Origin of the sequence: Rahnella sp. PAMC25559 (genome assembly GCF_050632365.1) — a bacterium.
In the GTDB taxonomy this organism is placed as follows: Bacteria; Pseudomonadota; Gammaproteobacteria; order Enterobacterales; family Enterobacteriaceae; genus Rahnella; species Rahnella rivi.
The window spans coordinates 3633947-3659220 of sequence record NZ_CP192543.1; the positions used below are offsets into that span (position 1 = coordinate 3633947).

The following is a 25274-nucleotide window of genomic DNA, read 5'->3' on the forward strand; positions in this document are numbered from 1 at the left end:
CCAAGGCTGATCATCCGAGACTGTCAGCCCTGAAACCCTGCGCACCCCAATAAAAAGACGTTGGTGATTTTCTCACCCCCGAAATCCGTGGCCTGTTTCTCGGGCTCGGATTTTTCTCACCTCAGGTTGATATAGCGCATAAAGCGTTTCCTCCGAAGCTTATATCTTGCCCAACGCCCGGCACGGGTTGCACAGCGAATAAAACAATAAAAACTTCCAAAGGAATTGGATATGAAACACCTCATGACTGCGCTGATTCTGTGCGCACCTCTCGCCACCACGGCATATGCTTCATCAGTAACACCACAAACACTTCATGATTCCGTCAAGAAAATCGGCGCTGCACAGGCCATCAGCCATCTGAATGAACAAGAATTTCAAACACTGACGTCCGGTATTACAAAGGCCGATCCTGAATGGTTAAAATTGGTACCGGAAATCGCACCGGGGATTGAGGGAGGCAACGCCAGTACCCTCGTCGAAGCGCTGGCACGGGCCTTATCAAAGGATCCGAAAAACGTCATCAGCGCCCTGTCCGATCCCGCATCCGCCAGTTTGCCGGGTAAAGAAAAGGTCTGTACGCTGCCTTTCCCCGGTGAAGCAGATGCTTATCTCGCACGCTATTATCGTCTGACCGAACCGGCACTGAAAAATATGGGAGAAAAGGGAAAATCTTGCCTCAATGAGTTGCATGAAGCCTTTGGGAAAATAAGAACCACCGCCCAGGATCAGCAGAATTTTTCATTAAACCGGCAGAAAATTACGCCCGCTCTGCTGTGGGCTGCGATGGAGAAAAACGGTGCTGAAAAGGTCGCCAGTTCACTCTCCGTTGCCAGCAGAAAGACCCTGCAGGACGGGATTTCACAAGGGGATCGCGAATGGCTGATGATTGCCGATGCCCTGGTCAATGTGACAGATCCGCAAACCCACACGATGCTGATGCCCGCACTGGCGACAGCGCTCAGCCAGAATCCGGGCGATGTCCTCAAAGTGGCCGAAGGAAATATTGAAACCGATATCCTCTGCGCCATGCCCTTCCCCGATGCCAGCACAAATGCGCTCTCCGCGTACTATCAAAAAACGCAAACTGCACTGCTCAGGCTGCATCGCCGGGGGGAAAACTGCCTGAAGGTACTTCAGAGAGAAAATGAATTGATGGTGAATAAATCCCGTTAAACCGCAAATCACGCGTCAGGGATCTTCCCCGTCGTGTCCCGGCTTTCAAGAATACACAGCAGCTGATTGTTTTTTATGACGATGAGCCGGGGGCGCGTTACACATCGTGACCGTCAGACATTGACCAGTAACAACAATTTGCTGGTCAACCGGGATGTGCTTTGCAAATATAACAATACGTTAACTTTGTGAAGTGAATACGATGACCGCATTTGTAATTGCCGTACCTCAAACGCCTTCTCTGGCCGTTGAAGGCCAGAGTGCACGTTTCCCGCTACGCCGCGTCTACTGTGTTGGACGTAACTATTCTGAGCACGCCCGCGAAATGGGTCACGACCCCGATCGCGAGCCGCCTTTCTTCTTCTCCAAACCTGCCGATGCGGTTGTGCCTGCCAGCGGCAGCGTTCCCTATCCAGGCCTGACGGAAGATTTGCATTACGAAGTCGAGCTGGTGGTCGCCATCGCCAAAGGCGGTAAAAATATCGCCGCCGCCGATGCTCTTTCGCACGTCTGGGGTTATACCGTGGGCGTCGATCTGACCCGCCGTGATCTTCAGGCACAGGCGAAGAAAATGGGCAGGCCGTGGGATTTCGCAAAAGGATTTGATGCCTCAGCCCCCGCCAGCCCGCTGCTGCCGGTCAGCCAGACCGGTCATCCTGCGTCGGGTAAAATCTGGCTGGACGTCAACGGAGAGAAGCGCCAGCGCGGTGATCTGAGCGATCAAATCTGGCAAGTGGCAGATGTCATAAGTTATTTGTCGCAGGCCGTTGAATTGCAGCCGGGCGATCTGATTTACACCGGAACGCCAGCAGGCGTCGGTGCCGTGCAGCGCGGTGATGTGATCACCGGCGGCATTGAAGGCCTGAGCGATTTCAGCTTCACAATGGCCTGAAGATAACCGGACGCCTGATCTCAGGCGTCCTTTTCCCCGATTTTCTTCTGCATATCTTCTTCGATCAGCGGGATCAGCTTCTCAAACGCACAGGCGCTCGCCGGGTCAAACAGCGACAACGTCTCAATCTGGCTGAGCAGGATCACTTTGCGAAAATTCAGGGCATCCACCGGCTTCGATACCGGCGTGATGCCATGTTCGCTGTAATAGCGGGCGTAATTGTGTTCCACACGAAGTTCGAGCGTGTCCTTGTCGCAATAGCCACTGACCATCGGGATCACCACGACATTATCGGAGGAGGACGTTTCGCATCGTGCAGTATGCACCATGCCGATATAGACCCGGCGCGATTGCAAAGTGATGAACACCATGTCGCCCTGCTCCATACACTGGTACAAAATGCCTTCCACACCGTTGGCGCGCGTCAGTTGCTTGTAGAGCTCCTTGCGTCCGGCGGTGTTGAGCCGTAACCCCTGCGACCAGGTCGTGCGCATCAAACACAGCATCACCGACACCGCGAGCATAATAACCACCGGCGCCTGGATCCCGAGGAAACTCCAGTTGATAAAATCACGGTGGTAGTGCACATCCTGATGTAAATGCGACAGCTCAGGCAGCCAGTTCACCACGGTGGAAATGCCCCACAGCGCCAGATACACCAGTGCAATCACCAGTACGCCCTGTAAGACAAATATGCAGCCGTACAGCGCCACCAGGAAATAGACATCCCAGCCGAACGTGCGTTTGAGTTTGAAACGAGATGAGATGTCGCGGGTGGTGTACCAGTACCCGCAGACCATTAACACCATAAATACCGCCGTTGCCATTACAACACGCTCATGCGTTTGACGTGACGGGCGAAGTCTTCCTGCATCTCCTGATTGGCAGGATTAACCGAAGCGGTGCCATTTTCGTCAATCAAAATGCGCTCCCCTTCTTCAAGCGTATTTTCAATATCGGCAGCGCTGAACAACCCTAAAAACTTTTCAGGGCTGGAAAAAATTTGTAGCAGGATCTTAAACATGCGTCTCTCTTGTCTTTGCAAAGACCTAAGACTAGTCAACTGATGGGGAAAAAGGGACAAATGCCGGGCAGTTTAGGAATAATTACTTGTGCTGGTTTAAAAAGCCGCAATGATAAAAAGGGCCGCCTTTGCGGGCAGCCCTTGGTCGTTTATCACAGCAGTACCCGGAAGGAATTACTTCACTTCTGCGCCGTCATGATGTGCTTCTTCGTGTGCGTCCTGCGCTTGTTTGACTTCAGCAGCGCGTTTGCGCAGGCCTATCCAGCCCAGCACCAGCAGAATGATCAGCACCGGAATGGTCGCAATGGTGTAGGTACCGTTCGGGTAGTCAAACGCCATCAGCACCAGCACGCTCGCCAGGAAGGCCAGCGTCAGCCAGGAAGTCACCGGCGCCCACGGCATTTTAAAGGACACGTCTTTCGCACGGCCTTCTTTAATGGCGGTACGCAGCTTCATCTGGCAGACAATGATAAATGCCCATGAACTGAGGATGCCCAGAGAGGCGACGTTCAGGACAATCTCAAACACCTGCGAAGGCACGTAGTAGTTCAGCACGACGCCGATAATATAAATCCCAACGGTAACCAGAATGCCCGCATACGGCACCTGCTGCGCACTCATTTTCGACATGAATTTCGGCGCAGAACCGCCCATAGACAGAGAACGCAGGATACGACCAGTGGAATACAGCCCGGAGTTCAGGCTCGACAGCGCCGCCGTCAGCACCACGATGTTCATGATGGTACCGATGTAAGGTACGCCCAGTTTGCTGAAGAAAGTCACGAACGGACTTTGCCCCGCCTGATAGGCATTCCACGGCAGCAGCAGCACAAGCAGCACCACCGAACCCACGTAGAATAAGGCGATACGCCAGATCACGCTGTTGATGGCTTTTGGCAGCACTTTCTCAGGATCTTTGGTTTCGCCCGCCGCCGTCCCGACCAGTTCGATCGCAGCGAAGGCGAAGACCACGCCCTGTACAAGCACCAGCGCCGGCAAGAGGCCGTGCGGGAATATTCCGCCGTTATCTGTGATCAGATGCAGGCCGGTCGAATTGCCATCAAGTTCCTTACCGGTACCGAGGAATACAACGCCGACCACCAGGAAGATGGCGATGGCCGCGACTTTGATCAGCGCGAACCAGAACTCCATTTCGGCGAACCACTTCACACCAATCATATTCATGGTGGCGACAATCGCCAGTGCGCCCAGCGCGAACATCCATTGCGGAACATCACCGAAGGTTCCCCAATAGTGCATATACAGAGCCACTGCGGTGATATCGACAATCCCGGTCATCGCCCAGTTAAGGAAATACATCCAGCCAGCAACGTAAGACGCTTTTTCGCCAAGAAACTCACGTGCATAAGAAACGAAACTGCCGCTGGTCGGACGGTGTAACACCAGTTCGCCAAGCGCACGCAGGATAAAGAAAGAGAAAATACCGCACACGGCGTAAACAATCGCCAATGCCGGACCGGCCATCTGCAAACGTGCGCCTGCACCGAGGAACAAACCGGTACCGATAGAGCCGCCAATAGCAATCATCTGAACCTGACGATTGCCCATGCTTTTGTGATACCCGTCGTCGTGCGAATCCAACCAGCGTCTTTTAGCAGCGCGTTTGGCCTCTGCCGACTTTTTATGAGACTTCATTCGATCTTGTTCTCCAAAAATGACCTTCGCCTGGACGTCTTATAGGGCAAGCAACCGATTGCAAGCCTGGACGTTTACGTGGTTTATCCACTGTATTTTTTTAGCCGGAACTGTTTTCAAGCAATAACGGCGAAGGATGCTACCTGTTCTCACTTACCGAGGCAAAAAAAACGTCACTAAAAATTGTTATCACTCATATTTCGCAGGACGAATTTTGTGGATACGTGCGGTCAGGATGTCTCTTTTGGCAGGCTCTCTTTTCTGACCCGCTCAATGTTAATTGACAGGTACATGACCTCTTCCGTGGTCAGCTCACGCTGATATTGCGCGCTCAGGTAATCGCCAATCTTTTCGGCACAGCTCCATGCCTGCGGGTAATTTTCTTTCACCGCCACGTGCAGCGTCATGTCGTCGTCAGCCACTACCGTACGGCTCAGCATACGCTGTGCGAAAAATTTGAGATGGGTGACAAACCGCTGATAACTGAGCGATTCTTCGTCATATTCGAGCCGCAACTGGTATTTCACCAGGTTAAGAATTTCCTGCATGACGCGGGTGATCTGCGCCACTTCCGGCATTTCACCGTTAAGCTGAGCATTCACCAAATGGAGGGCAATAAATCCCGCCTCGTCGGGCGGCAGGCGAACGCCAAGGCGGCGGTCAATGATCTCCAGCGCGTCGAGCCCCAGCGCATATTCTTTCGGGTACAGACGGCGGGTTTCCCACAGCAACGCATTACTGATCGGCACACCCTTTTTCTGCCGTTCGATGGCAAAATTGCAGTGATCGGTCAGCGCGATATACAGATTTTCCTGTAATTTGCCCAGACGGGTGCGCGCCAGCGTGATGATGTGATCACAGGTGGTCATCACTTCCATCGGAATATGGGATAAAAGCTCGGTCAGGCGGGCAACCAGTTCATCATTTTGCAGCGCAAAGATTTTCTCGATTTTACTGTCGTCGAGTTCATCTCCCGTTTTTTTCATAAACGCCAGCCCGCAGCCCATGACCACCTGTTCGCGTTGCTGTTCGTTAACGACAACCACCACATTATTATTGAGTATTTTGGCGATTTTCATTCTAACTCCCTGAAAAGAAAAACCTGACCATCCGTACGGATGATCAGGTTTTGTCTGCCGCTGTCTACGGATCTGCCTGATAATATCAGGATTTAAACGATGCACCGTGAGATTTAATCACCTCGGTATACCAGAAGAAGCTTTTCTTACGGCGACGTTCCAGCGAGCCATTGCCCTGATCGTCGCGGTCAACGTAGATATACCCGTAGCGTTTGGAGAATTCAGCTTTCGACGCGCTCACCAGATCGATAGGCCCCCAGCTGGTGTAGCCCATCACTTCCACGCCGTCCTCAATCGCTTCACGCACCTGAACTAAATGGTCGTTGATGTACTGAATGCGGTAATCATCGTTGATACTGCCGTCTGCTTCGAGCTTATCGCGCGCACCCAGGCCGTTTTCAACAATAAATAACGGTTTCTGATAGCGGTCATACAACTCATTCATCAGGAAGCGCAAACCTTCCGGGTCAATCTGCCAGCCCCATTCTGAACTTTCCAGATGCGGATTTGGCACCATGTTCAATATATTGGCGCGCGCTTTGACATTCAGCTCTGCATCGGTGGTCACACAACCGGTCATGTAATAACTGAAAGAAATAAAGTCGACGGTTTCTTTCAGCGCCTGTTTGTCTTCCGCGGTGATGATGATTTCCATGCCGCGATCTTTAAAGAAACGCGGCATATAGGCCGGGTACGCACCGCGCACCTGAACGTCACCGAAGAATAACCAGTCACGGTTCTGTTGCAGCGTTTCCATCATGTCTGCCGGTTTGCAGGTCAGCGGGTAGAGCATACCGCCAAGCAACATGTTACCGATTTTGGCATCAGGAATAATCTCGTGGCAGGCTTTTACCGCTTTGGCGCTGGCAACCAGCTGGTGGTGGATTGCCTGATAAATTTCCTGTTTGCTGCTGTCTTCCGGCAAGCCCACGCCGGTAAAGGGTGCGTGCAGCGACATATTGATTTCGTTGAACGTCAGCCAGTATTTGACCTTATCTTTGTAACGGCTGAATACGGTGCGCGCGTAGTTTTCAAAGAAGCCGATGGTGTCGCGGCTTCCCCAGCCACCGTGTTTTTTTACCAACCCGTAAGGCATTTCGTAGTGAGAAAGCGTCACCAGCGGCGTAATGCCGTATTTTGCCATCTCATCAAACAGGCGGTCGTAAAAGGCCAGCCCGGCCTCGTTTGGTTGCGTTTCATCACCCTGCGGAAAAATACGCGTCCAGGCAATTGACGTCCGCAGAACGGTAAAACCCATTTCGGCAAACAGCTTCATATCTTCCGGATAGCGGTGATAGAAATCGATCGCCACGTCTTTGACGCCGAAATCACCCTCCACACGCTCCTGCACCGGACCGAAAACGCCCTGCGGCTGCAAGTCTGAGGTAGACAATCCTTTACCGTCGGTCAGGTATGCACCTTCTACCTGATTGGCTGCCACTGCGCCGCCCCATAAAAAACCGTTTGGGAATTGCTTATTCATATGAACCTCCTGGCTCTGGTCGTTATCGAAAAAAACTTATCGTAAAAGCGTAAGCAGTGGCGTTTGTTCACTGACGTCCTGGCCAATACTGGCCGGGATCACGTCAAGGTAATCGTCACTGTTGGTCATCAGCACCGGCGTTGTCAGATCGTATCCGGCGTCCGTGATACCCTGAATATCGAATTCGAGCAGTAAATCGCCCTGCTTCACCACCGCATCGACGGCGACATGTGGGGTAAAGAACTTTCCGTCGAGCTTCACGGTATCGATGCCGACGTGGATCAAAATTTCCGCGCCGTCTTCGCCCTCAATTCCGATGGCATGATGCGTTTTAAACAGAGAAACCACCGTGCCGTTTACCGGTGAAACCACCCGCCCCGTAGTCGGTATAATGGCGACACCTTTACCCAGCAGACCGCTGGCAAATGTGGGATCTTTTACCTCTTCCAGCGCCACGCAGGTGCCGGTCATCGGGCTTGCGATCAGCGTTTTACCCCGCGGTGCCTGTGCGGATTCTGCCGCCACTTTCGGATCGGGTTCGGCTGCCACCTCTTCTTCTTTCATGCCGAAGAGATAAGTTGCCAGGGCAGCAAACACCAGGGCAATCAGCGTACCAACAATGGCCGCGGTGACCGTCTGGTCAAAACCTGTCGGAGGGATCACCTGAGTGAATGTGAAAATGCTGGCAAAACCGAAGGAGTAAGCCGTGGTCTGGAAATAGCCAAGGATCGCCGACCCTAATGCACCGCCGACGCAGCCAAAGATAAACGGCCTGCGGCGCGGCAGGTTGATGCCATACACCGCAGGTTCAGTGATGCCGAAAATCCCGGCGCTGATGGCCGACCCGGCCAGCGCTTTGGTCCGGGCATCTTTGACGCGCAGCATGACGCCGATCACCGCGCCGACCTGCCCCATAACCGCAGGGAGTAACAGCGGCAGCATGGTGTCGTGACCGAGAATACTGAAGTTATTGATCATCAGCGGCACCAGCCCCCAGTGCAGGCCGAATATCACACAAACCTGCCACAGCGCGCCCATAAAGGCACCGGCGATCATCGGGCTGACGTGATAAATAAACTGATAACCGTTTGCCAGTTGCTGGCTCGCCCACGTCGCCACCGGGCCGATCACCAGGAATGTCAGCGGAACGATCACCATCAGGCAAATCAGCGGGGTAATAAAATTGCGCAGCGCACCGGGCAGGATTTTCATCGCCCGTTTTTCCAGCCAGCTGGATGCCCAGGCCGCGAGGATCACCGGGATAACCGATGACGCATAGTTAATGAAAATCAGTGGAATACCAAAGAAGTGCTCGGCCGGAGCACCGGCCTGCTGAGCGTCAAAAGCGGCAATCATCAGCGGATGCACCATGGCTGCGCCAATCATCATCGTCACAAACGGATTACCACCGAATTTTTTACCCGCTGTAAACCCAATCACCAGCGGGAAGAAATAAAACATCGCATCGCTGGCGGCAAACCAGACTTTATACGTACCGCTTTCCGGCACCAGCCAGCCGCAGGCAAGCGCCAGTGCCAGAAACCCTTTGAGGATCCCTGAGGCAGCCATGATGCCGATGAACGGCGTAAAGATACCGGAGATCACATCAATTGCCCGCGCAAACAGGCTGCCCTTGTCGCCGGACTCTTCGTCACCTCCTTCGGAAAGCGGGCTGGTTTTCACCAGCGCTTCGTAGACTGCGCCTACGTGATTGCCAATCACCACCTGAAACTGGCCGCCACTTTCCACAACCATGATCACACCGGGATTTTTTTTCAGCCCTTCCGCATCGGCCCTGGTGGTGTCTTTTAATTTAAAGCGTAAACGGGTTGCACAATGCACCACGCTGTTCACGTTCTCTTTTCCGCCCACTCCGCGGAGAATTTCATCGGCTAACGTTTTGTATTCCATGGTGTTATCTCATCAGAGTAATGGCGTCGTGCACGACATTGCCGGTATATTCCACAGGGGCGGCCGGCCCCTGAATTCAGGCCAAAAAAAAACCTAAACGTCCGGTCTCTCCGCACAATGCGAAGAAACAAGAAGTTTAGGTTTTGCCTGTCAGACAGTAACAATCCTGCTCTCTGAGGGGATTCTCTGGTGAATCCCTTCCGGATACAAGTCGTAATCCCGGACAAATCGTGAAAATGTGACCGGCCTCAGATTATGTGCAGAAGTCTTGCCTCACAAGCCCCCGGCCGGAGTTCGTTGCGGGCATAAAGCGCTAAATAAGCGGCGTAAGGCTACAAAATTAGTAAGCTGTGTATTGCAACCTTGGTAACCGTTTACACGTTGCGCTATAATTCCTTGTCGCGGCAAAATCCGCGTCCGGGATTCTCAACCTGAATGTTCACTGGCGACATGGAATGCACACACATTCTATGTCTGAGTCTGCGCACACCTATTGCCTGTACAAACAACAAGCAATATCTCAATGGTGGCTCAGGCGGGGCTGACTTAGGTCAGGCCGGTATCCAGTAGAACCGGTGTTGAGAACCCCGTCAGGGCTACCACCAGCGAGATTCTCAACTCCAGTGGCGGCCAAACATTAATCTACTGGACAATGTGAAATGAAAGACAAGCCAAGGCAGGCACTCCCCCTCTCCCGGTCATTATGTGCCCCAGATACGCAGAGGCCGCATTATGACTAACTCCAGAGAAGACTGGCATCCCGCCGATATTATCGCGGCAATTCGCAAAAAAGGTTCAACGTTGACGGCACTCTCCCGGGAGTCCGGACTGGGTTCTTCCACACTCTCAAATACCCTTTCACGACGCTGGCCGAAAGGCGAAATGATCATCGCGCAAATGATTGGCGTACCGGCCTGGGAAATCTGGCCTAGTCGTTACTACAATGCCAAGGGTGAGTTAGTTGTGCCGAAGTTGCGTACCCCTAAAGCGGAAGTTTAGCCCGTGACGCGGTGAGAGCCCGGCTTTCACCGCCTTTTGAAACCTGCCGTTTACCTGCCTTTTCCTGAATTGCAGAAAACAAAACGGACGCTATTGCGTCCGTTGCAGGATATTTTGTCTGATATCGGGCTTATTCTTCGTCGCGAGAGAGTCCGAAATGCTTATAGGCATGATTGGTTGCCATTCGCCCGCGCGGCGTACGCTGAATAAAGCCCTGCTGGATCAGGAACGGTTCAATGACATCTTCGATGGTTTCACGTTCTTCACCAATCGCCGCCGCTAAGTTATCCAAGCCAACAGGTCCGCCGGAAAATTTATCTATAATCGCCAGCAGCAGCTTCCGGTCCATATAATCGAAACCTTCAGCATCCACGTCCAGCATATCCAAAGCGCCATTGGCGACATCACCGTTGATCGTCCCGTCACCTTTCACTTCTGCAAAGTCGCGCACGCGGCGCAGCAGACGGTTAGCGATACGCGGCGTGCCGCGTGAACGGCGGGCAATCTGATGAGCCCCCTCTTCGGACAACTCCAGCCCCAGGCATAATGCACTTCGCCCGACGATGTGTTGTAAATCCGCCACCTGATAAAACTCCAGGCGCTGCACAATACCAAACCGGTCGCGCAAAGGAGAGGTCAGGGAACCGGCGCGGGTCGTGGCGCCAATCAGAGTGAACGGCGGCAAATCGAGTTTGATCGAGCGCGCGGCAGGGCCTTCGCCGATCATGATGTCCAGCTGGTAGTCTTCCATCGCCGGATACAGAATTTCTTCAACAACCGGCGACAGACGGTGGATTTCATCGATGAACAGCACATCGTGCGGCTCGAGGTTGGTAAGCATCGCGGCCAGATCGCCGGCCTTTTCCAGCACCGGCCCGGAGGTCGTACGCAGGTTAACGCCCATTTCGTTTGCCACGATATTGGCGAGAGTGGTTTTCCCCAGCCCCGGCGGTCCGAAAATCAGCAGGTGATCGAGCGCGTCTTTGCGTTGCTTAGCCGCCTGAATAAAGATTTCCATTTGCGAGCGCACGTGAGGCTGGCCAACATATTCCGACAGCAGCTTGGGGCGGATCGCACGATCAATGACTTCTTCTTCGGTGAACACTTCGGACGAAATCAGGCGGTCAGCTTCGATCATCTCTTACCTCACAGCGCAGCGCGCAGCGCTTCTCTAATCAACGTTTCTGATTCAGCGCCGGGTTTGGCGACTTTGCTGATCATACGGCTGGCTTCTGGTGGTTTGTACCCGAGGGATATCAGGGCTGCAACGGCTTCGCCTTCAGCGTCAGACTCTTTCGCTTTCGACGCAGATGCAGGTAGCGTGATATCAGTATGATTGTTAAACAAATCACCGTTTAATCCTTTAAACCGGTCTTTCATTTCGACGACCAGACGTTCTGCGGTTTTCTTACCGACGCCAGGTAACTTGATTAAGGCGGTGATTTCTTCCTTTTCTACCGCACTGACGAACTGTTGTGCCGACATGCCTGACAGGATGGCTAGCGCCAGTTTTGGTCCGACGCCGTTAACTTTAATCAGCTCACGGAACAGCGCGCGCTCTTGTTTATCGTTAAATCCGTAGAGCAGTTGGGCATCTTCACGGACGATAAATTGCGTGAAGATGATAGCTTCCTGACCCAGTTCCGGCAATTCGTAAAAACAGGTCATCGGCATATGCACTTCATAGCCCACGCCGTTGGTTTCCAGCAGCACCAAAGGGGGCTGTTTTTCCAGAATAATGCCTCGTAGTCTGCCTATCACGTTCATTTTCCTTATCAGGTCAAAAGCTGCGATGTTTATATCATAAAAAAGGCTGGATGGATATCCAGCCCAGGGGACTTGCGGCGTCTATCGCATACGTCCGCGTGCCATCTGTAATTTGTCCGTGCTGAGCCGGATAGCGTTCTGGCTCATGTGGCAGTGAGTGATGGCAATCGCCAGCGCATCCGCCGCATCGGCCTGCGGATTAGCCGGAAGCTTCAGCAAGGAGCGCACCATGTGCTGAACCTGCGATTTCTCGGCAGCACCGGTACCCACGACGGTCTGTTTCACCTGCCGCGCGGCGTATTCAAACACCGGCAAATCCTGATTCACGGCGGCCACAATGGCGGCTCCGCGCGCCTGACCGAGCTTTAAAGCAGAGTCGGCATTCTTCGCCATAAATACGGATTCGATAGCAAAAAAATCAGGCTGAAATTGCGTGATAATTTCCGACACACCGGCATAAATCAGTTTCAGTCGTCCCGGCATATCGTCCACCACGGTACGGATACAACCGCTGCCGAGATAACTCAGCTGACGCCCTGTCTGGCGAATAATGCCATAGCCGGTGATACGCGAACCGGGGTCGATCCCCAGAATAATAGCCATAGCCAGTCAACGCCTTGTGTTGTCGTTTTTTTGCAAAGTTGGGGGAGAGTATAAACTGCCGGGGGACAACAGGATAGCCAGCCGGTGGTAGCCACCGGCGGCACTGAGATTACAGAGTTTCTGCGATCTCGTCAGAGATTTCACCGTTGTGGTAAACCTCCTGAACATCATCACAATCTTCCAGCATGTCGATCAGGCGCAACAATTTAGGTGCAGTGTCTGCATCCATGTCTGCTTTGGTCGATGGGATCATGGTGACTTCGGCGGAATCCGCTTTGAAACCGGCGGCTTCCAGTGCATCTTTCACGTCGCCCAGACTTTCCCAGGCAGTGAACACGTCGATAGCACCGTCATCGTATGACACGATGTCTTCTGCGCCCGCTTCCAGCGCGGCTTCCATCACGACATCTTCATCCAGACCCGGTGCGAAAGTGATCACACCTTTTTTGGAGAACAGGTAAGCCACGGAGCCGTCTGTCCCCAGATTGCCACCGGTTTTGTTGAAAGCATGACGCACTTCCGCCACGGTACGGTTGCGGTTATCACTCAGACATTCAACCATTACCGCCGAACCACCAGGACCGTAACCTTCATAAATGATGGTTTCCATGTTGGTGTCGTCATCACCGCCCACGCCACGCGCCACGGCACGGTTGAGGGTGTCACGGGTCATGTTATTGGACAGGGCTTTGTCGATAGCCGCACGCAGACGCGGGTTAGCCGCAGGATCGCCGCCGCCGAGTTTTGCTGCCGTTACCAGCTCACGAATGATTTTGGTGAAAATCTTGCCACGTTTAGAATCTTGCGCCGCTTTGCGGTGCTTAGTGTTGGCCCACTTACTGTGACCTGCCATAAAAATCTCCAAAAAGTCTCAAGTCTTAACAGACCGAATAGTTTACAAATTCTTCAATCGCCTGCTGGTTGCTCGGGGAGACCGTCAGCGCTGCGGCTGCTGGCTTATCGAGCCACCGGTACGCGTGATGTTCCGTAAGAGGCACGTCACGCTCGTCGGGTAACGCCAGACAGAACCAATGTTCTTTGTTGCGGGTTACGCCCGGAGCATAGCGATGGCGCAAATGCGCAAATATTTCAAAGTCCTCACAGCGATGGCAGTCCTGAAGAGTCAGGTTTTCACCTGCAATGTCGATACCGACCTCTTCCATGACTTCGCGCTGCGTGGTTTGATTCGGGGATTCCCCGTCCTCCAGGCTGCCGGTTACCGACTGCCAGAAATTCGGGTCATCCTTTCGTTGAAGCATCAGCACCCTGCCGGTGTTTCTGGCGTAGATGACGCACAGTATCGACTCAGGACGCTTATAGCTCATTAGTTATTCTCTGTATTTGTGTCTGGCGTCACTTCTTTTTTCGCCACGACTGCGATGCCCAGTTCCAGCAGGGAAGCCGGATTGGCAAAGCTTGGTGCTTCTGTCATCAGACAGGCCGCTGCCGTGGTTTTCGGGAAGGCGATCACGTCACGGATGTTGTCCGTACCTGTCAGCAGCATCACCAGACGATCCAGACCAAATGCCAGACCCGCGTGCGGAGGCGTGCCGTATTTCAGGGCGTCGAGCAGGAAGCCGAATTTCTCACGCTGTTCGTGTTCGTTAATACCCAGAATGCTGAACACGGTCTGCTGCATTTCGCTGCGGTGAATACGCACGGAACCGCCGCCAACTTCATAACCGTTGATGACCATATCGTAAGCATTCGCAATCGCGGAAACCGGATCCGCCGCCAGCTCTTCTGCGGTCATGTCTTTCGGCGCAGTGAAAGGGTGGTGCATGGCGCTCAGGCCGCCTTCGTCGGTGTCTTCGAACATCGGGAAGTCGATCACCCACAGCGGCGCCCACACATCGTCCTGAGTAATTTTCAGGTCGCGGCCCACTTTCAGGCGCAGCGCACCAATAGCGTCAGTGACGATTTTCGCGCTGGCTGCGCCGAAGAAGATCATGTCGCCGTCTTGAGCGCCGGTGCGTTCAATCAGGGCAGACAGCAGTTCTTCGTTCAGGAATTTTGCGACCGGGCTCTGGATACCTTCCAGACCTTTCGCCACTTCATTCACTTTGATGTAAGCCAGACCTTTCGCGCCGTAGATTTCGATGAATTTCGCGTATTCGTCGATTTGCTTACGGCTCAGGGACGCCCCACCCGGCACACGCAATGCAGCCACGCGGCCTTTCGGATCGTTGGCCGGATCGGCAAACACTTTGAACTCGATATTTTTCATCAGGTCCGCAACGTCAACCATTTCCATCGGGTTACGCAGGTCAGGTTTGTCGGAACCGAAACGACGCATCGCTTCTGCATAGGTCATGATCGGGAAGTCGCCCAGATCCACGCCTTTGATTTCCTGCCACAGCTCGCGCGCCAGTTTCTCCATCACTTCACGCACTTGTTCTGCGCTCATGAAAGAGGTTTCGACGTCAATCTGGGTAAATTCTGGCTGACGGTCAGCGCGTAAATCTTCATCACGGAAGCATTTTACGATCTGATAATAACGGTCAAAGCCGGACATCATCAGCAGCTGTTTGAACAACTGAGGAGACTGTGGCAAGGCATAGAATTTGCCTTTGTGCACGCGGCTTGGCACCAGATAGTCACGCGCACCTTCCGGCGTGGCTTTGGTTAGCATCGGGGTTTCGATGTCGAGGAAATCATGGCTGTCCATGAAACGGCGCACGAAGCTGGTGATTTTTGCACGCGCTTTCAGGCGGTTCGCCATCTCAGGGCGGCGCAGATCCAGATAACGGTATTTCAGGCGCGCTTCTTCGGAGTTGACGTGATTGGAGTCGAGCGGCAGGGATTCGGAACGGTTGATGATGTTCAGGCCGCTGGCAAACACTTCCACTTCACCGGTCGCCATGTCTTTGTTGAACTGGCTTTCAGGACGCGCACGCACGATGCCGGTAAGCTGAATGCAGAACTCGTTACGCAGTTCAGACGCCAGTTTGTAGGCTTCTGCCTGATCGGGGTCGAAGAAAACCTGAACGATGCCTTCGCGGTCACGCATATCGATGAAAATCAGACCACCCAAATCGCGTCGACGGTTAACCCAGCCACACAATGTCACTTCCTGGCCCACATTGGACGCATTCAGTTTTCCACAATATACAGTACGCATAACGGTATCCTTTTGATCCCACTACCCGGCCTTATGGCGCACAGGTACAGAAACGGTTATTCACTCTGGTCGCCCGCCCGCAAAACGCTGCGGCGCGCGGAATAGGTTTTATACGGGTCGAAAAAAGGCGGCTATTATAAAGGAATTTCCTTCGCAGGATAAGTGCGAACACGTCAACGCGGGCGCGGAAATTCACTCATGTTGCAAGCTACACATAATTTAACAAAATTATCCCCAATGCGATCCCCGCGTTAGCATAGACTCGCGCAATCCCCTTTGTACACGCAGTTCATAATTCCTTTCGCTATTAATGAGATAACCGGGAGCTAAACGCCATGAAACTTGACCCTAACACTACCGCGCTGGTACTGATCGATTTACAGAAAGGAATTTTACCTTTCGCGGGTGGCCCGCACACGGCGCAGCAGGTGCTGGATAATGCCACTGAACTGGCAAACCGCTTCCGTAAACTGGGTGCCCCGGTAGTGATGGTGCGCGTGGGCTGGTCGGATTCTTTCGACGAGGCGCTGAAACAGCCGGTGGATATTCCAGCAGCAGCCCCCGAAGGCGGCCTGCCTGCCAGCTGGTGGGAATTCCCGGAGCAACTGGGCGTGACTGACAGCGATCTGCTGGTGATCAAACGTCAGTGGGGCGCGTTCTACGGCACCGATCTGGATCTGCAACTGCGCCGTCGTGGCATTAAAAGCATCGTGCTGGCGGGTATTTCCACCAATATCGGTGTGGAATCCACCGCGCGTAACGCCTGGGAACACGGCTATGAACTGGTCATCGCAGAAGATGCGTGCAGCGCGCATAACAACGATCATCATCAGTCCAGCGTACAGTTTATTTTCCCACGCATCAGCCGCGTACGTTCAACCGCTGAAGTGCTTGCCGCTCTGCCAGAGTAACGTTACCCTGCCCTGACGCATTAATTTTGCTATCCTGACGCCGCCCGCTGAGGCGGCGTTTTGTTATGGAAAAATCGGGAGAATTCGGCATGTATATTGGTTTACCGCAATGGCATCACAGCGCCTGGGCAAAGATTGGTTTGCGCGATCTGGCTGATTACGCGCGGTATTTCAACTGTGTCGAAGGCAACACCACCTTTTATGCCCTGCCAAAGCAGGAAGTGGTGATGCGCTGGCGCGACATGACACCGGGATCCTTTCGTTTCTGTTTCAAATTCCCTTCTGCCATTAGCCATAAAGCTGCACTGGCAAACTGCCAGGAAGATGTCGATACGTTTTACCGCACGCTTGAGCCGCTCGGCGAACGCATCGGCCAGTTATGGCTTCAGCTGCCCGCAACCTTTGCGCCGCAACATCTTGACCGCTTATGGCAATTTCTCGATGCGCTGCCCGCCGGATTTGATTACGGCGTCGAAGTCCGGCATGCGGATTTTTTTGCGAAAGGCGATGACGAGCGGAGGCTGAATCAGGGGTTACGCCAGCGGGGCGTCAACCGCGCTATTCTGGACAGCCGTCCGGTACACAGTTCCGCCTCGGTGACAGAAGCGGTACTCGAGGCCAAACGTAAAAAGCCTGTGTTGCCACTGCACGCCGTAGCCACTGCATCGCGCCCGCTGGTGCGTTTTATTGGCGGTGACGTGCTGGAAGATAACCGGCCTTTGTTTGCGCAGTGGATAACCAAACTTCAGGCGTGGGACGCACAAGGGCTTTCGCCCTATTTATTCATCCACACGCCGGATTGCACCGACGCTCCCCAGCAGGCAAGAAGCCTGTGGCAGCAACTGCGCCAGCAAATGCCTTCGGTGTCGCCGGAACCGGACTGGCCTTTGCAGGACACGTTGTTCTAAGAAAATTCTCTTTTTCATGACGACAGTATTTAGTCAGACCGCTATCATAGCCGCGCAGCGGAGAAGAAAATGGCTCCGCCGGATTACCTGGAATAACCAAGGAAGTCATCATGATTAGCGCGTTATATGTCGTGCTTGCCGCCATACTTTTGATCAAACTCTCTTTCGATGTTGTCCGTTTGCGTACCCAATACCGCATTGCCACCGGCGACGGCGGCTCTTACGAATTGCAAACGGCCATTCGCGTGCACGGTAACGCCGTCGAATATCTGCCGATTGGTTGTTTGTTATTGCTGTTTATGGAAATGAACGGTGCTGCCGTCTGGATGATCCATGCCTGCGGCCTGTTACTGATAGTCGGACGTTTATGTCATTATTACGGGCTAAAGAATCGCGAATTTGCCTGGCGTCGCAACGGCATGGCCGCCACCTATATCTCGCTGGTAGTGATGGTCATGGTGAATATTTTTTACCTGCCGTGGTCCCAGTTCCTCAACTTCAACTGATTTTGGATGTTTTTCCCGTCAGTTTGCAGTGAACACCGGTGCGCAGGTATCTGCCTGCGCCAGTATCTGCTAAAATCTGCCCTCAACTTTTTACCCACACTCTTTTCTGGCCTGACTCACCACTATGGCAAACCACGATACGCTTTTTTCTGCACCAATAGATAAGCTCGGCGACTGGACGTTCGATGAACGTGTGGCCGAAGTTTTCCCCGATATGATCCAACGTTCAGTACCGGGATATTCCAACATCATTTCGATGATTGGTATGCTCGCCGAACGCTTCGTTCAGCCTGATACGAATGTCTACGATCTCGGTTGTTCGCTGGGTGCCGCCACGCTGTCGATGCGTCGCAACATTAAGGTGCCGGGCTGCGAAATTATTGCTGTCGATAACTCCCCTGCCATGGTAGAGCGCTGCCGCCGACATATTGATGCTTTCCGCGCCGAGACGCCGGTAACCGTCATTGAATCGGATATTTTGAATATCGAGCTGAAAAATGCCTCGATGGTGGTGCTTAACTTCACCCTGCAATTCCTCGAACCTGACGATCGTCAACGCCTGCTCAATCAGGTGTTTGAGGGAATGCGTCCGGGAGCGGCGCTGGTGCTGTCAGAAAAATTCAGCTTTGAAGATAAAGACGTCGGCGAGTTACTGTTCAATATGCATCACGATTTCAAACGTGCGAACGGCTACAGTGAACTTGAAATCAGCCAGAAACGCAGCATGCTTGAGAACGTAATGCTGACCGACTCCGTCGAAACACATAAAACCCGCCTGCGTCAGGCCGGTTTCCAGCACACGGAAGTCTGGTTCCAGTGCTTTAACTTCGGCTCACTGATTGCGCTGAAAGCCGGAGAAGCACAATGATCGATTTTGGTGATTTTTACCGCGTTATCGCCAAAGGGCCGTTAAGTCCGTGGCTCAATACCCTGCCCTCCCAGCTGACTGCCTGGCAAAAAGAGTCGCTGCACGGCAAGTTCAAACTGTGGTTCAACTCCGTCGATCGCCTGCCGCTGATCAAGCCAGAGCGTCTGGATTTGCTGCACAGCGTCAGCGCTAACATGGAAGTGCCTTTACCGGCCGGTCAGCGCGAGGGCATTGAAAACCTGCTGCGCAATATGATGCCATGGCGCAAAGGCCCGTTCTCATTGTATGACGTTGAAATCAATACCGAATGGCGTTCTGACTGGAAATGGGATCGCGTTCTGCCGCATATTTCCCCCCTGACCGGACGGACGATTCTGGACGTTGGCTGCGGCAGCGGTTATCACATGTGGCGCATGATTGGCGCAGGCGCACATCTGGCGGTCGGTATCGATCCGATGCAGTTGTTCCTGTGCCAGTTCGAAGCGGTGCGTAAATTGCTCGGTGGCGACCAGCGTGCGCACTTATTGCCGCTGGGCATTGAACAACTGCCTGAACTCAACGCTTTCGACACCGTTTTTTCAATGGGTGTGCTGTATCACCGTCGCTCGCCGTTGGATCACCTTTACCAGTTAAAAAACCAGCTGGTAAGCGGCGGCGAACTGGTGCTGGAAACCCTGGTGGTCGAAGGCGACAGCCAGCAGGTGCTGGTGCCAGGCGACCGTTATGCACAAATGGGCAATATCTACTTCATTCCTTCCGCTGATGCGTTAAAGGACTGGCTGGTGAAATGTGGTTTTGTTGATGTGCGCATTGCCGACGTCAGCGTCACCACCGTCGAAGAGCAGCGTCGAACCGACTGGATGACCAGTGAGTCACTGGCCGAGTTTCTTGACCCGAACGATCCGACCAAAACCATTGAAGGCTATCCGGCACCGCGCCGCGCCCTGCTTATCGCCCGCAAACCCTAACACCTACCCTTCCCTCCCGTCGCCCGGCGGGAGTTTTAATGACGACACTTTCCTACACGTTCTGTAACACCATCAGCAACAACTTAAGTGAAAAAGGGCTAACCTTTTAGGGTTGGCTATCCGTTTGTTCTGACAGAGATCGTCGTTTACGTGTTGGGAGGAAATATGAAGTTCCCTAATGGCAGTATCGTTAAACACAGATCCGGAGACATCAAAGGTTCCGTCATGAATACTTTTGAATCGCCAAAGGGAGTGGTGTCGTACTACGTCACGTGGGGGGATGGAACCAGCAGCTTGCACCAGGAAAATGAGCTGCAATGGGCCAATATTGACGTCGCAATCCGGATTAAAAATTTCTACGAAAAGTAACCTGCCTGCAAATAATCCCCGTCACTGGCGATAAACCCGCCGGGTTTATCGCTTTTATCTTACGTTAACGCGTGCTGTGTTACAGGCCTTTGTAAAGCTTCTGCTTTTTGCGCTTTATTAATGGATTGATGGATGCCGTTTCGTGTATAAAATCGTCCAAACTCCTTCATCTGATCGCGATGCCACCCGCCTCGCGGAGAACGTCATGCGCAGAAAAATCCGCTTCCTGTTAGACAGAGCCTTTATCGTTTTTGGCCTTTTCATTATGTGTCTGGTCGTCAAAGCTGGCATGTTTGGCGTGGCGCTGCTGACCTGGGGCTGAAAGCACGGCTGCTGGACTGCCTCGTTGCCGTAATTCGCGCACAAAAAAAGCCCCGCCAAAATGACGGGGCCTGGTACTTGCGCAGGGCGACGCAATAAGGGTCGTAAGACCCAATAAAATCTGTTCAAACCTTGCGTCGATCACGCGGAGCGGGATATTTCATCGTCGAACTGCAATGTGCTTTTCATTGCGGCAACAATATCGCCATCCACGCAATAACGACTGAATTCATCAAAATCTGTGTCAGAACTCATGGTGACACCGGCTTTACGGTAGCGCATGGCTGATTTCACCTGACGCCCCGCCGAACTGTGCAATTCTGTCAGCCCGATATCCACGAACTTTTGCAAATTGGTCAGACGCACACCTGCGCCTGCCATAATGATAGGACCACGCGTTAGCTGATTCAGTTCCCGAAGCATCGGCAATCCGACTTCGGCATTCTGTTGCTGGCCAGAAGTCAGAATGCGCGCCACCCCTAACTGAGTCAACTGCTCGAGCGCGACCTTCGGATTGAGGCACATATCGAAGGCACGATGGAACGTGACCGCCATATCTGAGCACAGCGCCATCACTTCCCACATGCGCGGCATATCGATATGCCCTTCCGCATCCAGCATCCCGACCACGATGCCGGGGAAACCCATATCACGCATACAGGCAACGTCACTTTTCAGCACGTCGAATTCACTCTGGCTATAGCAAAAGTCACCACCCCGTGGCCGAACAATCGGATGCACCGGGATAGTCACTTTTTCCCTCGCCAGTTTGAGGGTACCGTAGCTCGGGGTGATTCCCCCGTCAGCCTGGCTCGCGCACAACTCGACGCGATCTGCACCGGCTTGCTCTGCCGTTAACGCACAATCTACGCTGTAACAACACACTTCTAACTTAGTCATGTGACCTCTCCTGAAAACGGCATTATGCTACAACACTTGTTTGTAACCGACCATGTCGCGTAGGCTCTTACAGATGAGCATCCCCGCCCAATTGCTTACTGCTTATTTAGGAAAACTAACTATGACACTCAATTTTGATTTATGGGTAGACCGCAGTCACAGCGATAGCCTTAAGTGGCATAAATACAATAATCAGGATGTCATTCCGCTTTGGGTAGCAGATTCCGATTTTACCGCTCCGCCTCAGGTGATCACCGAATTACAACAACGCGTCGCCGAGGGCGTTTTTGGGTACGGTTTTACGCCACCTGAACTGACTGAACTCGTGGTTCATCGCATGCGCGAGCGCCACAACTGGCACATTAAACCTGAGTGGATTGTCTGGCTGCCGGGCCTTGTTTGTGGTCTGAACGTCGCGGTACGCGCTAACGTCACTCAGCATCAAACCAGCCTGTTACCCATGCCGATATATCCGCCATTTATACAGGCCGCACAGTCAGAAGGCCGCGGTTACAAAGCCGTACCGGTCATCCAGCAACATCAACGCTGGGTGGCGGACTTCGCCGCAGTTGAAAGCCAGCTTGATGGCAGCGAAAAACTGTTGATGCTGTGCAATCCGTACAATCCGGGCGGCACGGTGTATCGCCGTGAAGAATTGCTGGAGCAGCAGGCGTTCGCAAAACGGCACGATCTCGTGGTGTGCTCCGACGAAATACACTGCGACCTGATCCTCGAATCCGGTCTTCAGCACATTCCGTTTGCCTCGCTAAATGACGATGCCGCGCAACGTTCAATTACGCTGCTTGCGCCGTCAAAAACCTTTAATCTTGCCGGGCTGGGCGCCTCAATGGCGATCATCCCGAATACTGACTTGCGCCGTAAATTCCTTGAAACCAGCAAAGGCATCGTTCCTCACGTCAACATTCTGGCCTTCGTCGCGGCTACCGCGGCCTATCGTGACGGAGATGCGTGGCTTGAGGCGCAACTCGATTATTTACGCGCTAACCGTACGCTTGCGACAACCCGCATCAACGCCATGCCTGGCTTAACCATGCTGGCACCGGAAGGCACCTACCTTGGCTGGATCGACGCAAGCGCCTTGCCGGTGGCCGACCCTTACCGCTTCTTTGTTGACGCAGGCGTGGGCTTTACGTCAGGGGCGGAATTTGGTGCCCCTTCTTTCGTTCGCATCAACTTTGCCTGCCAGCGCGCTTTACTTGAGAAGGCACTGGACCGCATGGATGCCGCCCTGCAAGAGCTGACGCGTTAATCCTCTTCCCTTTCGCTGGCAACAATTTCGCGCAGGCTGTGCGGGTGAAATTTGATCGTCACAGACCCGTCGGTGATCGCCAGCGTCGGGTTGGCCAGCCGCTCATGTTCACCTTTTGGGGCGCTTTGTTTGAGCTTGATGCCCGGCATTATCAGGGCATCGTCGGCAATCAGCGCCAGCGCACGCGTGTACAACCCTTCTTCTTCGCCCGGCAATACAATCTCAATGTGTTCCCAGCCTTCATGCGGATAACGCTTCTCGCCAGGGTAAGGTAATTCTACCAGATCGATGTGCAGCGGCCCGACGGTGAGGGGCTCATCCAGCGTAAACAGGCAGATAGGACGCCCGTTAATCTCTGTCTCGTTAAGCAGTGTGCCGCAGCGGGCCAGCCCGGCACGCCAGCGGTCGGCCGTCGTGTTTTGATGGCAGCGCACGGAAATGTGATCGGCGTGAAAATCTGCCAGATTGATCTGCAACTTCGCCGCAAATGCTGTTAACACGCTGACAAAACGCGGTAAATCATCGGCTAAATCCTGTAATTCAGGCACATGTTTCATGGCAGGCATCCTAACTCTTTTCAGTTTGCGAATCTTCAGGGTCGGGTAATTTACACAGGCTTTCATCCGGTTGCCAGAGACACGCCGCAGAATCACGCTTTACTGCGCCACAGACGTGCGCCAATACTGACTCCACAGGCCTGATATGATATAAACACGCATCATTTTCGGTTCATCCGAAACAGAACGGGCAGTTAATCAAAACATAAGGTAATCCGGTGAATATACAGTCACTTCTTTCAGAAAAAGTCAGCCAGGCGCTGATCGCAGCAGGTGCATCTGCCGACAGCGAAGCGCAAGTCCGTCAGTCCGCCAAAGCCCAGTTTGGTGACTATCAGGCTAACGGTGTTATGTCAGTGGCAAAAAAACTCGGCATGCCACCGCGACAACTGGCAGAGAAAGTGGTTGAACTGTTGGATCTGAGCGGCATCGCCAATAAAGTTGAAATCGCCGGGCCGGGTTTCATCAACATTTTCCTCGATCCAGCCTTTGTCGGTGCACACGTCGACAGCGCGCTGACTGACGCCAAACTGGGCGTCGCGCCGGTGGAACCGCAGACTATCGTCATCGACTACTCCGCCCCTAACGTGGCGAAAGAGATGCACGTTGGCCACATACGCTCCACCATCATTGGTGATGCGGCAGTGCGTACCAACGAATTCCTCGGCCACAAAGTGATCCGCGCTAACCACGTTGGCGACTGGGGCACCCAGTTCGGTATGCTGATTGCTTACCTTGAGAAAGTGCAAAACGAAAATGCCGGTGATATGAACCTGGCTGACCTCGAAGAATTCTACCGCGCGGCAAAGAAAAACTACGATGAAGACGAAGCCTTTGCCGAGCGCGCGCGCGGCTACGTAGTGAAACTGCAGGGCGGCGACGACTATTGCCTGCAGATGTGGCGCAAGCTGGTCGATGTGACCATGAAGCAAAACCAGCTGACCTACAATCGTCTTAACGTCACTCTGACTCAGGACGATGTCATGGGTGAAAGCCTGTATAACAGCATGCTGCCGGGCATTGTTTCTGATCTGCAGGCCAAAGGTCTGGCCGTGGACAGTGAAGGCGCTGTGGTTGTCTATCTTGATGAGTATAAGAATAAAGAAGGCGATCCAATGGGGGTCATCATCCGTAAAAAAGATGGCGGCTACCTGTACACCACCACGGATATCGCCTGTGCGAAGTACCGCTACGAAACGTTGGGCGCCGATCGCGTTCTGTATTACATCGACTCCCGTCAGCATCAGCACCTTATGCAGGCATGGACTATCGCGCGCAAAGCCGGTTACGTCCCGGATTCCGTCGCACTCGAACACCATATGTTCGGCATGATGCTGGGTAAAGACGGCAAACCGTTCAAAACCCGTTCAGGCGGCACGGTGAAACTGTCCGATCTGCTGGATGAAGCGATCGATCGCGCCCGTAAGCTCATTACCGAGAAAAACCCGGAACTGAAAGACGCAGAAGAGCTGGATAAGCTGGTCAACGCTGTCGGTATCGGCGCGATCAAATACGCAGATTTATCGAAAAGCCGTACCACTGACTACATCTTCGACTGGGATAACATGCTGGCGTTCGAGGGTAACACTGCGCCTTACATGCAATATGCGTATACCCGCGTAGCGTCCATCTTTAAACGTGCTGACATCGACGTGAACAGCCTGACTCAGCCGGTTGTGCTGCGCGAAGAACGCGAAGCGGCGCTCGCCACCCGCCTGTTGCAGTTCGAAGAAGTGCTGACCGTTGTTGCCCGCGAAGGTACGCCGCATACCATGTGCGCCTACCTGTACGATGTGGCCGGCCTGTTCTCCAGCTTCTACGAACATTGCCCGATCCTGAACGCAGAAGATGACACCAGCCGCAACAGCCGCCTGAAGCTGGCACTGCTGACACAGCGCACGCTGAAAACCGGTCTGGATACACTGGGTATCGAAACCGTAGAACGTATGTAATTCGCGGTTTGGTGAGATTAAAAAAGGGCGCTC

Annotated in this window: 24 protein-coding genes; 10 read left to right on the forward strand and 14 right to left on the reverse strand. The window is 53.4% G+C overall.

The window, feature by feature from the left end; all coding sequences use genetic code 11:
• The first annotated feature begins 231 nt into the window (after window positions 1-231).
• Window positions 232-1176, forward strand: a complete 945-nt coding sequence (locus ACQZQY_RS17930) for a hypothetical protein (protein ID WP_431296132.1) — start codon at window positions 232-234, stop codon at window positions 1174-1176.
• A 202-nt stretch (window positions 1177-1378) separates the two neighbouring features.
• Window positions 1379-2068: a fumarylacetoacetate hydrolase family protein gene (locus ACQZQY_RS17935; RefSeq protein ID WP_431296133.1), complete on the forward strand. Its 690-nt coding sequence runs from the start codon at window positions 1379-1381 to the stop codon at window positions 2066-2068.
• A gap of 20 nt (window positions 2069-2088) precedes the next feature.
• Here ACQZQY_RS17935 and ACQZQY_RS17940 read toward each other — a convergent pair whose 3' ends face one another.
• From ACQZQY_RS17940 to bglF, 6 genes are all read right to left on the reverse strand, one after another.
• A complete protein-coding gene (locus ACQZQY_RS17940; RefSeq protein ID WP_122094910.1) occupies window positions 2089-2895 on the reverse strand; it encodes a hypothetical protein in 807 nt (268 codons plus the stop codon).
• Window positions 2895-3092, reverse strand: coding sequence for a hypothetical protein (locus ACQZQY_RS17945; RefSeq protein ID WP_056769520.1), 198 nt, complete (start codon window positions 3090-3092; stop codon window positions 2895-2897). Before ACQZQY_RS17945 ends, ACQZQY_RS17940 begins: the two co-directional genes overlap by 1 nt.
• Window positions 3093-3266: 174 nt before the next feature.
• Window positions 3267-4748, reverse strand: a complete 1482-nt coding sequence (gene ansP, locus ACQZQY_RS17950) for an L-asparagine permease (RefSeq protein ID WP_056769517.1) — start codon at window positions 4746-4748, stop codon at window positions 3267-3269.
• A gap of 230 nt (window positions 4749-4978) precedes the next feature.
• Complete coding sequence (gene licT / locus ACQZQY_RS17955) at window positions 4979-5827, reverse strand: BglG family transcription antiterminator LicT (protein ID WP_431296134.1); 849 nt, start codon at window positions 5825-5827, stop codon at window positions 4979-4981.
• Window positions 5828-5912: 85 nt separating this feature from the next.
• Window positions 5913-7310: a glycoside hydrolase family 1 protein gene (locus ACQZQY_RS17960; RefSeq protein ID WP_431296135.1), complete on the reverse strand. Its 1398-nt coding sequence runs from the start codon at window positions 7308-7310 to the stop codon at window positions 5913-5915.
• Window positions 7311-7346: 36 nt separating this feature from the next.
• A complete protein-coding gene (gene bglF, locus ACQZQY_RS17965; protein WP_431296136.1) occupies window positions 7347-9221 on the reverse strand; it encodes a PTS beta-glucoside transporter subunit IIABC in 1875 nt (624 codons plus the stop codon).
• A 732-nt stretch (window positions 9222-9953) separates the two neighbouring features.
• On the opposite strand from bglF, the gene ACQZQY_RS17970 reads away from it, so the two are divergent.
• Entirely contained in the window at window positions 9954-10220 is a 267-nt protein-coding gene (locus ACQZQY_RS17970; protein ID WP_056769510.1) for a helix-turn-helix domain-containing protein, read from the forward strand.
• Window positions 10221-10350: 130 nt separating this feature from the next.
• On the opposite strand, the gene ruvB is transcribed toward ACQZQY_RS17970, so the two are convergent.
• The 6 genes from ruvB to aspS form a co-directional block, all read right to left on the reverse strand.
• Window positions 10351-11358 carry a Holliday junction branch migration DNA helicase RuvB gene (ruvB, locus tag ACQZQY_RS17975; RefSeq protein ID WP_056769508.1) on the reverse strand — a complete coding sequence of 336 codons (1008 nt, stop codon included), beginning with the start codon at window positions 11356-11358 and terminating at the stop codon, window positions 10351-10353.
• An 8-nt stretch (window positions 11359-11366) separates the two neighbouring features.
• Window positions 11367-11981, reverse strand: coding sequence for a Holliday junction branch migration protein RuvA (gene ruvA / locus ACQZQY_RS17980; RefSeq protein WP_013575037.1), 615 nt, complete (start codon window positions 11979-11981; stop codon window positions 11367-11369).
• A gap of 87 nt (window positions 11982-12068) precedes the next feature.
• On the reverse strand, window positions 12069-12590 hold the full coding sequence (ruvC, locus tag ACQZQY_RS17985) for a crossover junction endodeoxyribonuclease RuvC (RefSeq protein ID WP_056769506.1): 522 nt from the start codon (window positions 12588-12590) through the stop codon (window positions 12069-12071).
• A gap of 109 nt (window positions 12591-12699) precedes the next feature.
• Complete coding sequence (locus tag ACQZQY_RS17990) at window positions 12700-13443, reverse strand: YebC/PmpR family DNA-binding transcriptional regulator (protein ID WP_056769504.1); 744 nt, start codon at window positions 13441-13443, stop codon at window positions 12700-12702.
• A gap of 25 nt (window positions 13444-13468) precedes the next feature.
• A complete protein-coding gene (gene nudB / locus ACQZQY_RS17995) occupies window positions 13469-13915 on the reverse strand; it encodes a dihydroneopterin triphosphate diphosphatase (RefSeq protein ID WP_122094902.1) in 447 nt (148 codons plus the stop codon).
• Complete coding sequence (aspS, locus tag ACQZQY_RS18000; RefSeq protein WP_431296137.1) at window positions 13915-15711, reverse strand: aspartate--tRNA ligase; 1797 nt, start codon at window positions 15709-15711, stop codon at window positions 13915-13917. The genes nudB and aspS overlap by 1 nt, the downstream gene beginning before the upstream one ends.
• 335 nt (window positions 15712-16046) lie before the next feature.
• On the opposite strand from aspS, the gene ACQZQY_RS18005 reads away from it, so the two are divergent.
• From ACQZQY_RS18005 to cmoB, 5 genes are all read left to right on the forward strand, one after another.
• Window positions 16047-16622, forward strand: a complete 576-nt coding sequence (locus tag ACQZQY_RS18005; protein WP_414070887.1) for a hydrolase — start codon at window positions 16047-16049, stop codon at window positions 16620-16622.
• Between the two features lie 89 nt (window positions 16623-16711).
• Window positions 16712-17530, forward strand: coding sequence for a DUF72 domain-containing protein (locus ACQZQY_RS18010; protein ID WP_431297208.1), 819 nt, complete (start codon window positions 16712-16714; stop codon window positions 17528-17530).
• Window positions 17531-17640: 110 nt separating this feature from the next.
• Entirely contained in the window at window positions 17641-18036 is a 396-nt protein-coding gene (locus ACQZQY_RS18015; protein ID WP_122094898.1) for an MAPEG family protein, read from the forward strand.
• Between the two features lie 124 nt (window positions 18037-18160).
• Entirely contained in the window at window positions 18161-18904 is a 744-nt protein-coding gene (gene cmoA / locus ACQZQY_RS18020) for a carboxy-S-adenosyl-L-methionine synthase CmoA (RefSeq protein ID WP_056769494.1), read from the forward strand.
• On the forward strand, window positions 18901-19872 hold the full coding sequence (cmoB, locus tag ACQZQY_RS18025; protein ID WP_056769492.1) for a tRNA 5-methoxyuridine(34)/uridine 5-oxyacetic acid(34) synthase CmoB: 972 nt from the start codon (window positions 18901-18903) through the stop codon (window positions 19870-19872). The genes cmoA and cmoB overlap by 4 nt, the downstream gene beginning before the upstream one ends.
• A gap of 831 nt (window positions 19873-20703) precedes the next feature.
• Here cmoB and cutC read toward each other — a convergent pair.
• A complete protein-coding gene (gene cutC, locus ACQZQY_RS18030) occupies window positions 20704-21462 on the reverse strand; it encodes a copper homeostasis protein CutC (RefSeq protein WP_056769488.1) in 759 nt (252 codons plus the stop codon).
• A 121-nt stretch (window positions 21463-21583) separates the two neighbouring features.
• On the opposite strand from cutC, the gene ACQZQY_RS18035 reads away from it, so the two are divergent.
• Window positions 21584-22732 (forward strand): MalY/PatB family protein, encoded by a 1149-nt coding sequence (locus ACQZQY_RS18035; protein WP_431296138.1) that lies wholly within the window; start codon window positions 21584-21586, stop codon window positions 22730-22732.
• Here ACQZQY_RS18035 and ACQZQY_RS18040 read toward each other — a convergent pair.
• Window positions 22729-23289 carry a VOC family protein gene (locus ACQZQY_RS18040; RefSeq protein ID WP_431297209.1) on the reverse strand — a complete coding sequence of 187 codons (561 nt, stop codon included), beginning with the start codon at window positions 23287-23289 and terminating at the stop codon, window positions 22729-22731. The two genes, ACQZQY_RS18035 and ACQZQY_RS18040, sit on opposite strands and share 4 nt — an antisense overlap.
• A 218-nt stretch (window positions 23290-23507) precedes the next feature.
• Here ACQZQY_RS18040 and argS point away from each other — a divergent pair, with 218 nt between their 5' ends.
• Entirely contained in the window at window positions 23508-25241 is a 1734-nt protein-coding gene (gene argS, locus ACQZQY_RS18045; RefSeq protein ID WP_431296139.1) for an arginine--tRNA ligase, read from the forward strand.
• Window positions 25242-25274 lie beyond the last annotated feature (33 nt).

Excerpts from the sequence above, each read along its gene's own strand:
- ACQZQY_RS17940 (WP_122094910.1), bottom strand. The coding sequence starts at position 2,895 with ATGGCAACGGCGGTATTTATGGTGTTAATGGTCTGCGGGTACTGGTAC.
- ACQZQY_RS17930 (WP_431296132.1), top strand. The coding sequence starts at position 232 with ATGAAACACCTCATGACTGCGCTGATTCTGTGCGCACCTCTCGCCACC.
- ruvC (WP_056769506.1), bottom strand. The coding sequence starts at position 12,590 with ATGGCTATTATTCTGGGGATCGACCCCGGTTCGCGTATCACCGGCTAT.
- ACQZQY_RS17960 (WP_431296135.1), bottom strand. The coding sequence starts at position 7,310 with ATGAATAAGCAATTCCCAAACGGTTTTTTATGGGGCGGCGCAGTGGCA.
- ansP (WP_056769517.1), bottom strand. The coding sequence starts at position 4,748 with ATGAAGTCTCATAAAAAGTCGGCAGAGGCCAAACGCGCTGCTAAAAGA.
- nudB (WP_122094902.1), bottom strand. The coding sequence starts at position 13,915 with ATGAGCTATAAGCGTCCTGAGTCGATACTGTGCGTCATCTACGCCAGA.
- ACQZQY_RS17990 (WP_056769504.1), bottom strand. The coding sequence starts at position 13,443 with ATGGCAGGTCACAGTAAGTGGGCCAACACTAAGCACCGCAAAGCGGCG.
- cmoA (WP_056769494.1), top strand. The coding sequence starts at position 18,161 with ATGGCAAACCACGATACGCTTTTTTCTGCACCAATAGATAAGCTCGGC.
- ACQZQY_RS17945 (WP_056769520.1), bottom strand. The coding sequence starts at position 3,092 with ATGTTTAAGATCCTGCTACAAATTTTTTCCAGCCCTGAAAAGTTTTTA.
- ACQZQY_RS18035 (WP_431296138.1), top strand. The coding sequence starts at position 21,584 with ATGACACTCAATTTTGATTTATGGGTAGACCGCAGTCACAGCGATAGC.
- ruvB (WP_056769508.1), bottom strand. The coding sequence starts at position 11,358 with ATGATCGAAGCTGACCGCCTGATTTCGTCCGAAGTGTTCACCGAAGAA.
- licT (WP_431296134.1), bottom strand. The coding sequence starts at position 5,827 with ATGAAAATCGCCAAAATACTCAATAATAATGTGGTGGTTGTCGTTAAC.
- ACQZQY_RS18005 (WP_414070887.1), top strand. The coding sequence starts at position 16,047 with ATGAAACTTGACCCTAACACTACCGCGCTGGTACTGATCGATTTACAG.
- ACQZQY_RS17970 (WP_056769510.1), top strand. The coding sequence starts at position 9,954 with ATGACTAACTCCAGAGAAGACTGGCATCCCGCCGATATTATCGCGGCA.
- cmoB (WP_056769492.1), top strand. The coding sequence starts at position 18,901 with ATGATCGATTTTGGTGATTTTTACCGCGTTATCGCCAAAGGGCCGTTA.
- ACQZQY_RS18040 (WP_431297209.1), bottom strand. The coding sequence starts at position 23,289 with ATGAAACATGTGCCTGAATTACAGGATTTAGCCGATGATTTACCGCGT.
- cutC (WP_056769488.1), bottom strand. The coding sequence starts at position 21,462 with ATGACTAAGTTAGAAGTGTGTTGTTACAGCGTAGATTGTGCGTTAACG.
- bglF (WP_431296136.1), bottom strand. The coding sequence starts at position 9,221 with ATGGAATACAAAACGTTAGCCGATGAAATTCTCCGCGGAGTGGGCGGA.
- ACQZQY_RS18015 (WP_122094898.1), top strand. The coding sequence starts at position 17,641 with ATGATTAGCGCGTTATATGTCGTGCTTGCCGCCATACTTTTGATCAAA.
- aspS (WP_431296137.1), bottom strand. The coding sequence starts at position 15,711 with ATGCGTACTGTATATTGTGGAAAACTGAATGCGTCCAATGTGGGCCAG.
- ACQZQY_RS18010 (WP_431297208.1), top strand. The coding sequence starts at position 16,712 with ATGTATATTGGTTTACCGCAATGGCATCACAGCGCCTGGGCAAAGATT.
- ACQZQY_RS17935 (WP_431296133.1), top strand. The coding sequence starts at position 1,379 with ATGACCGCATTTGTAATTGCCGTACCTCAAACGCCTTCTCTGGCCGTT.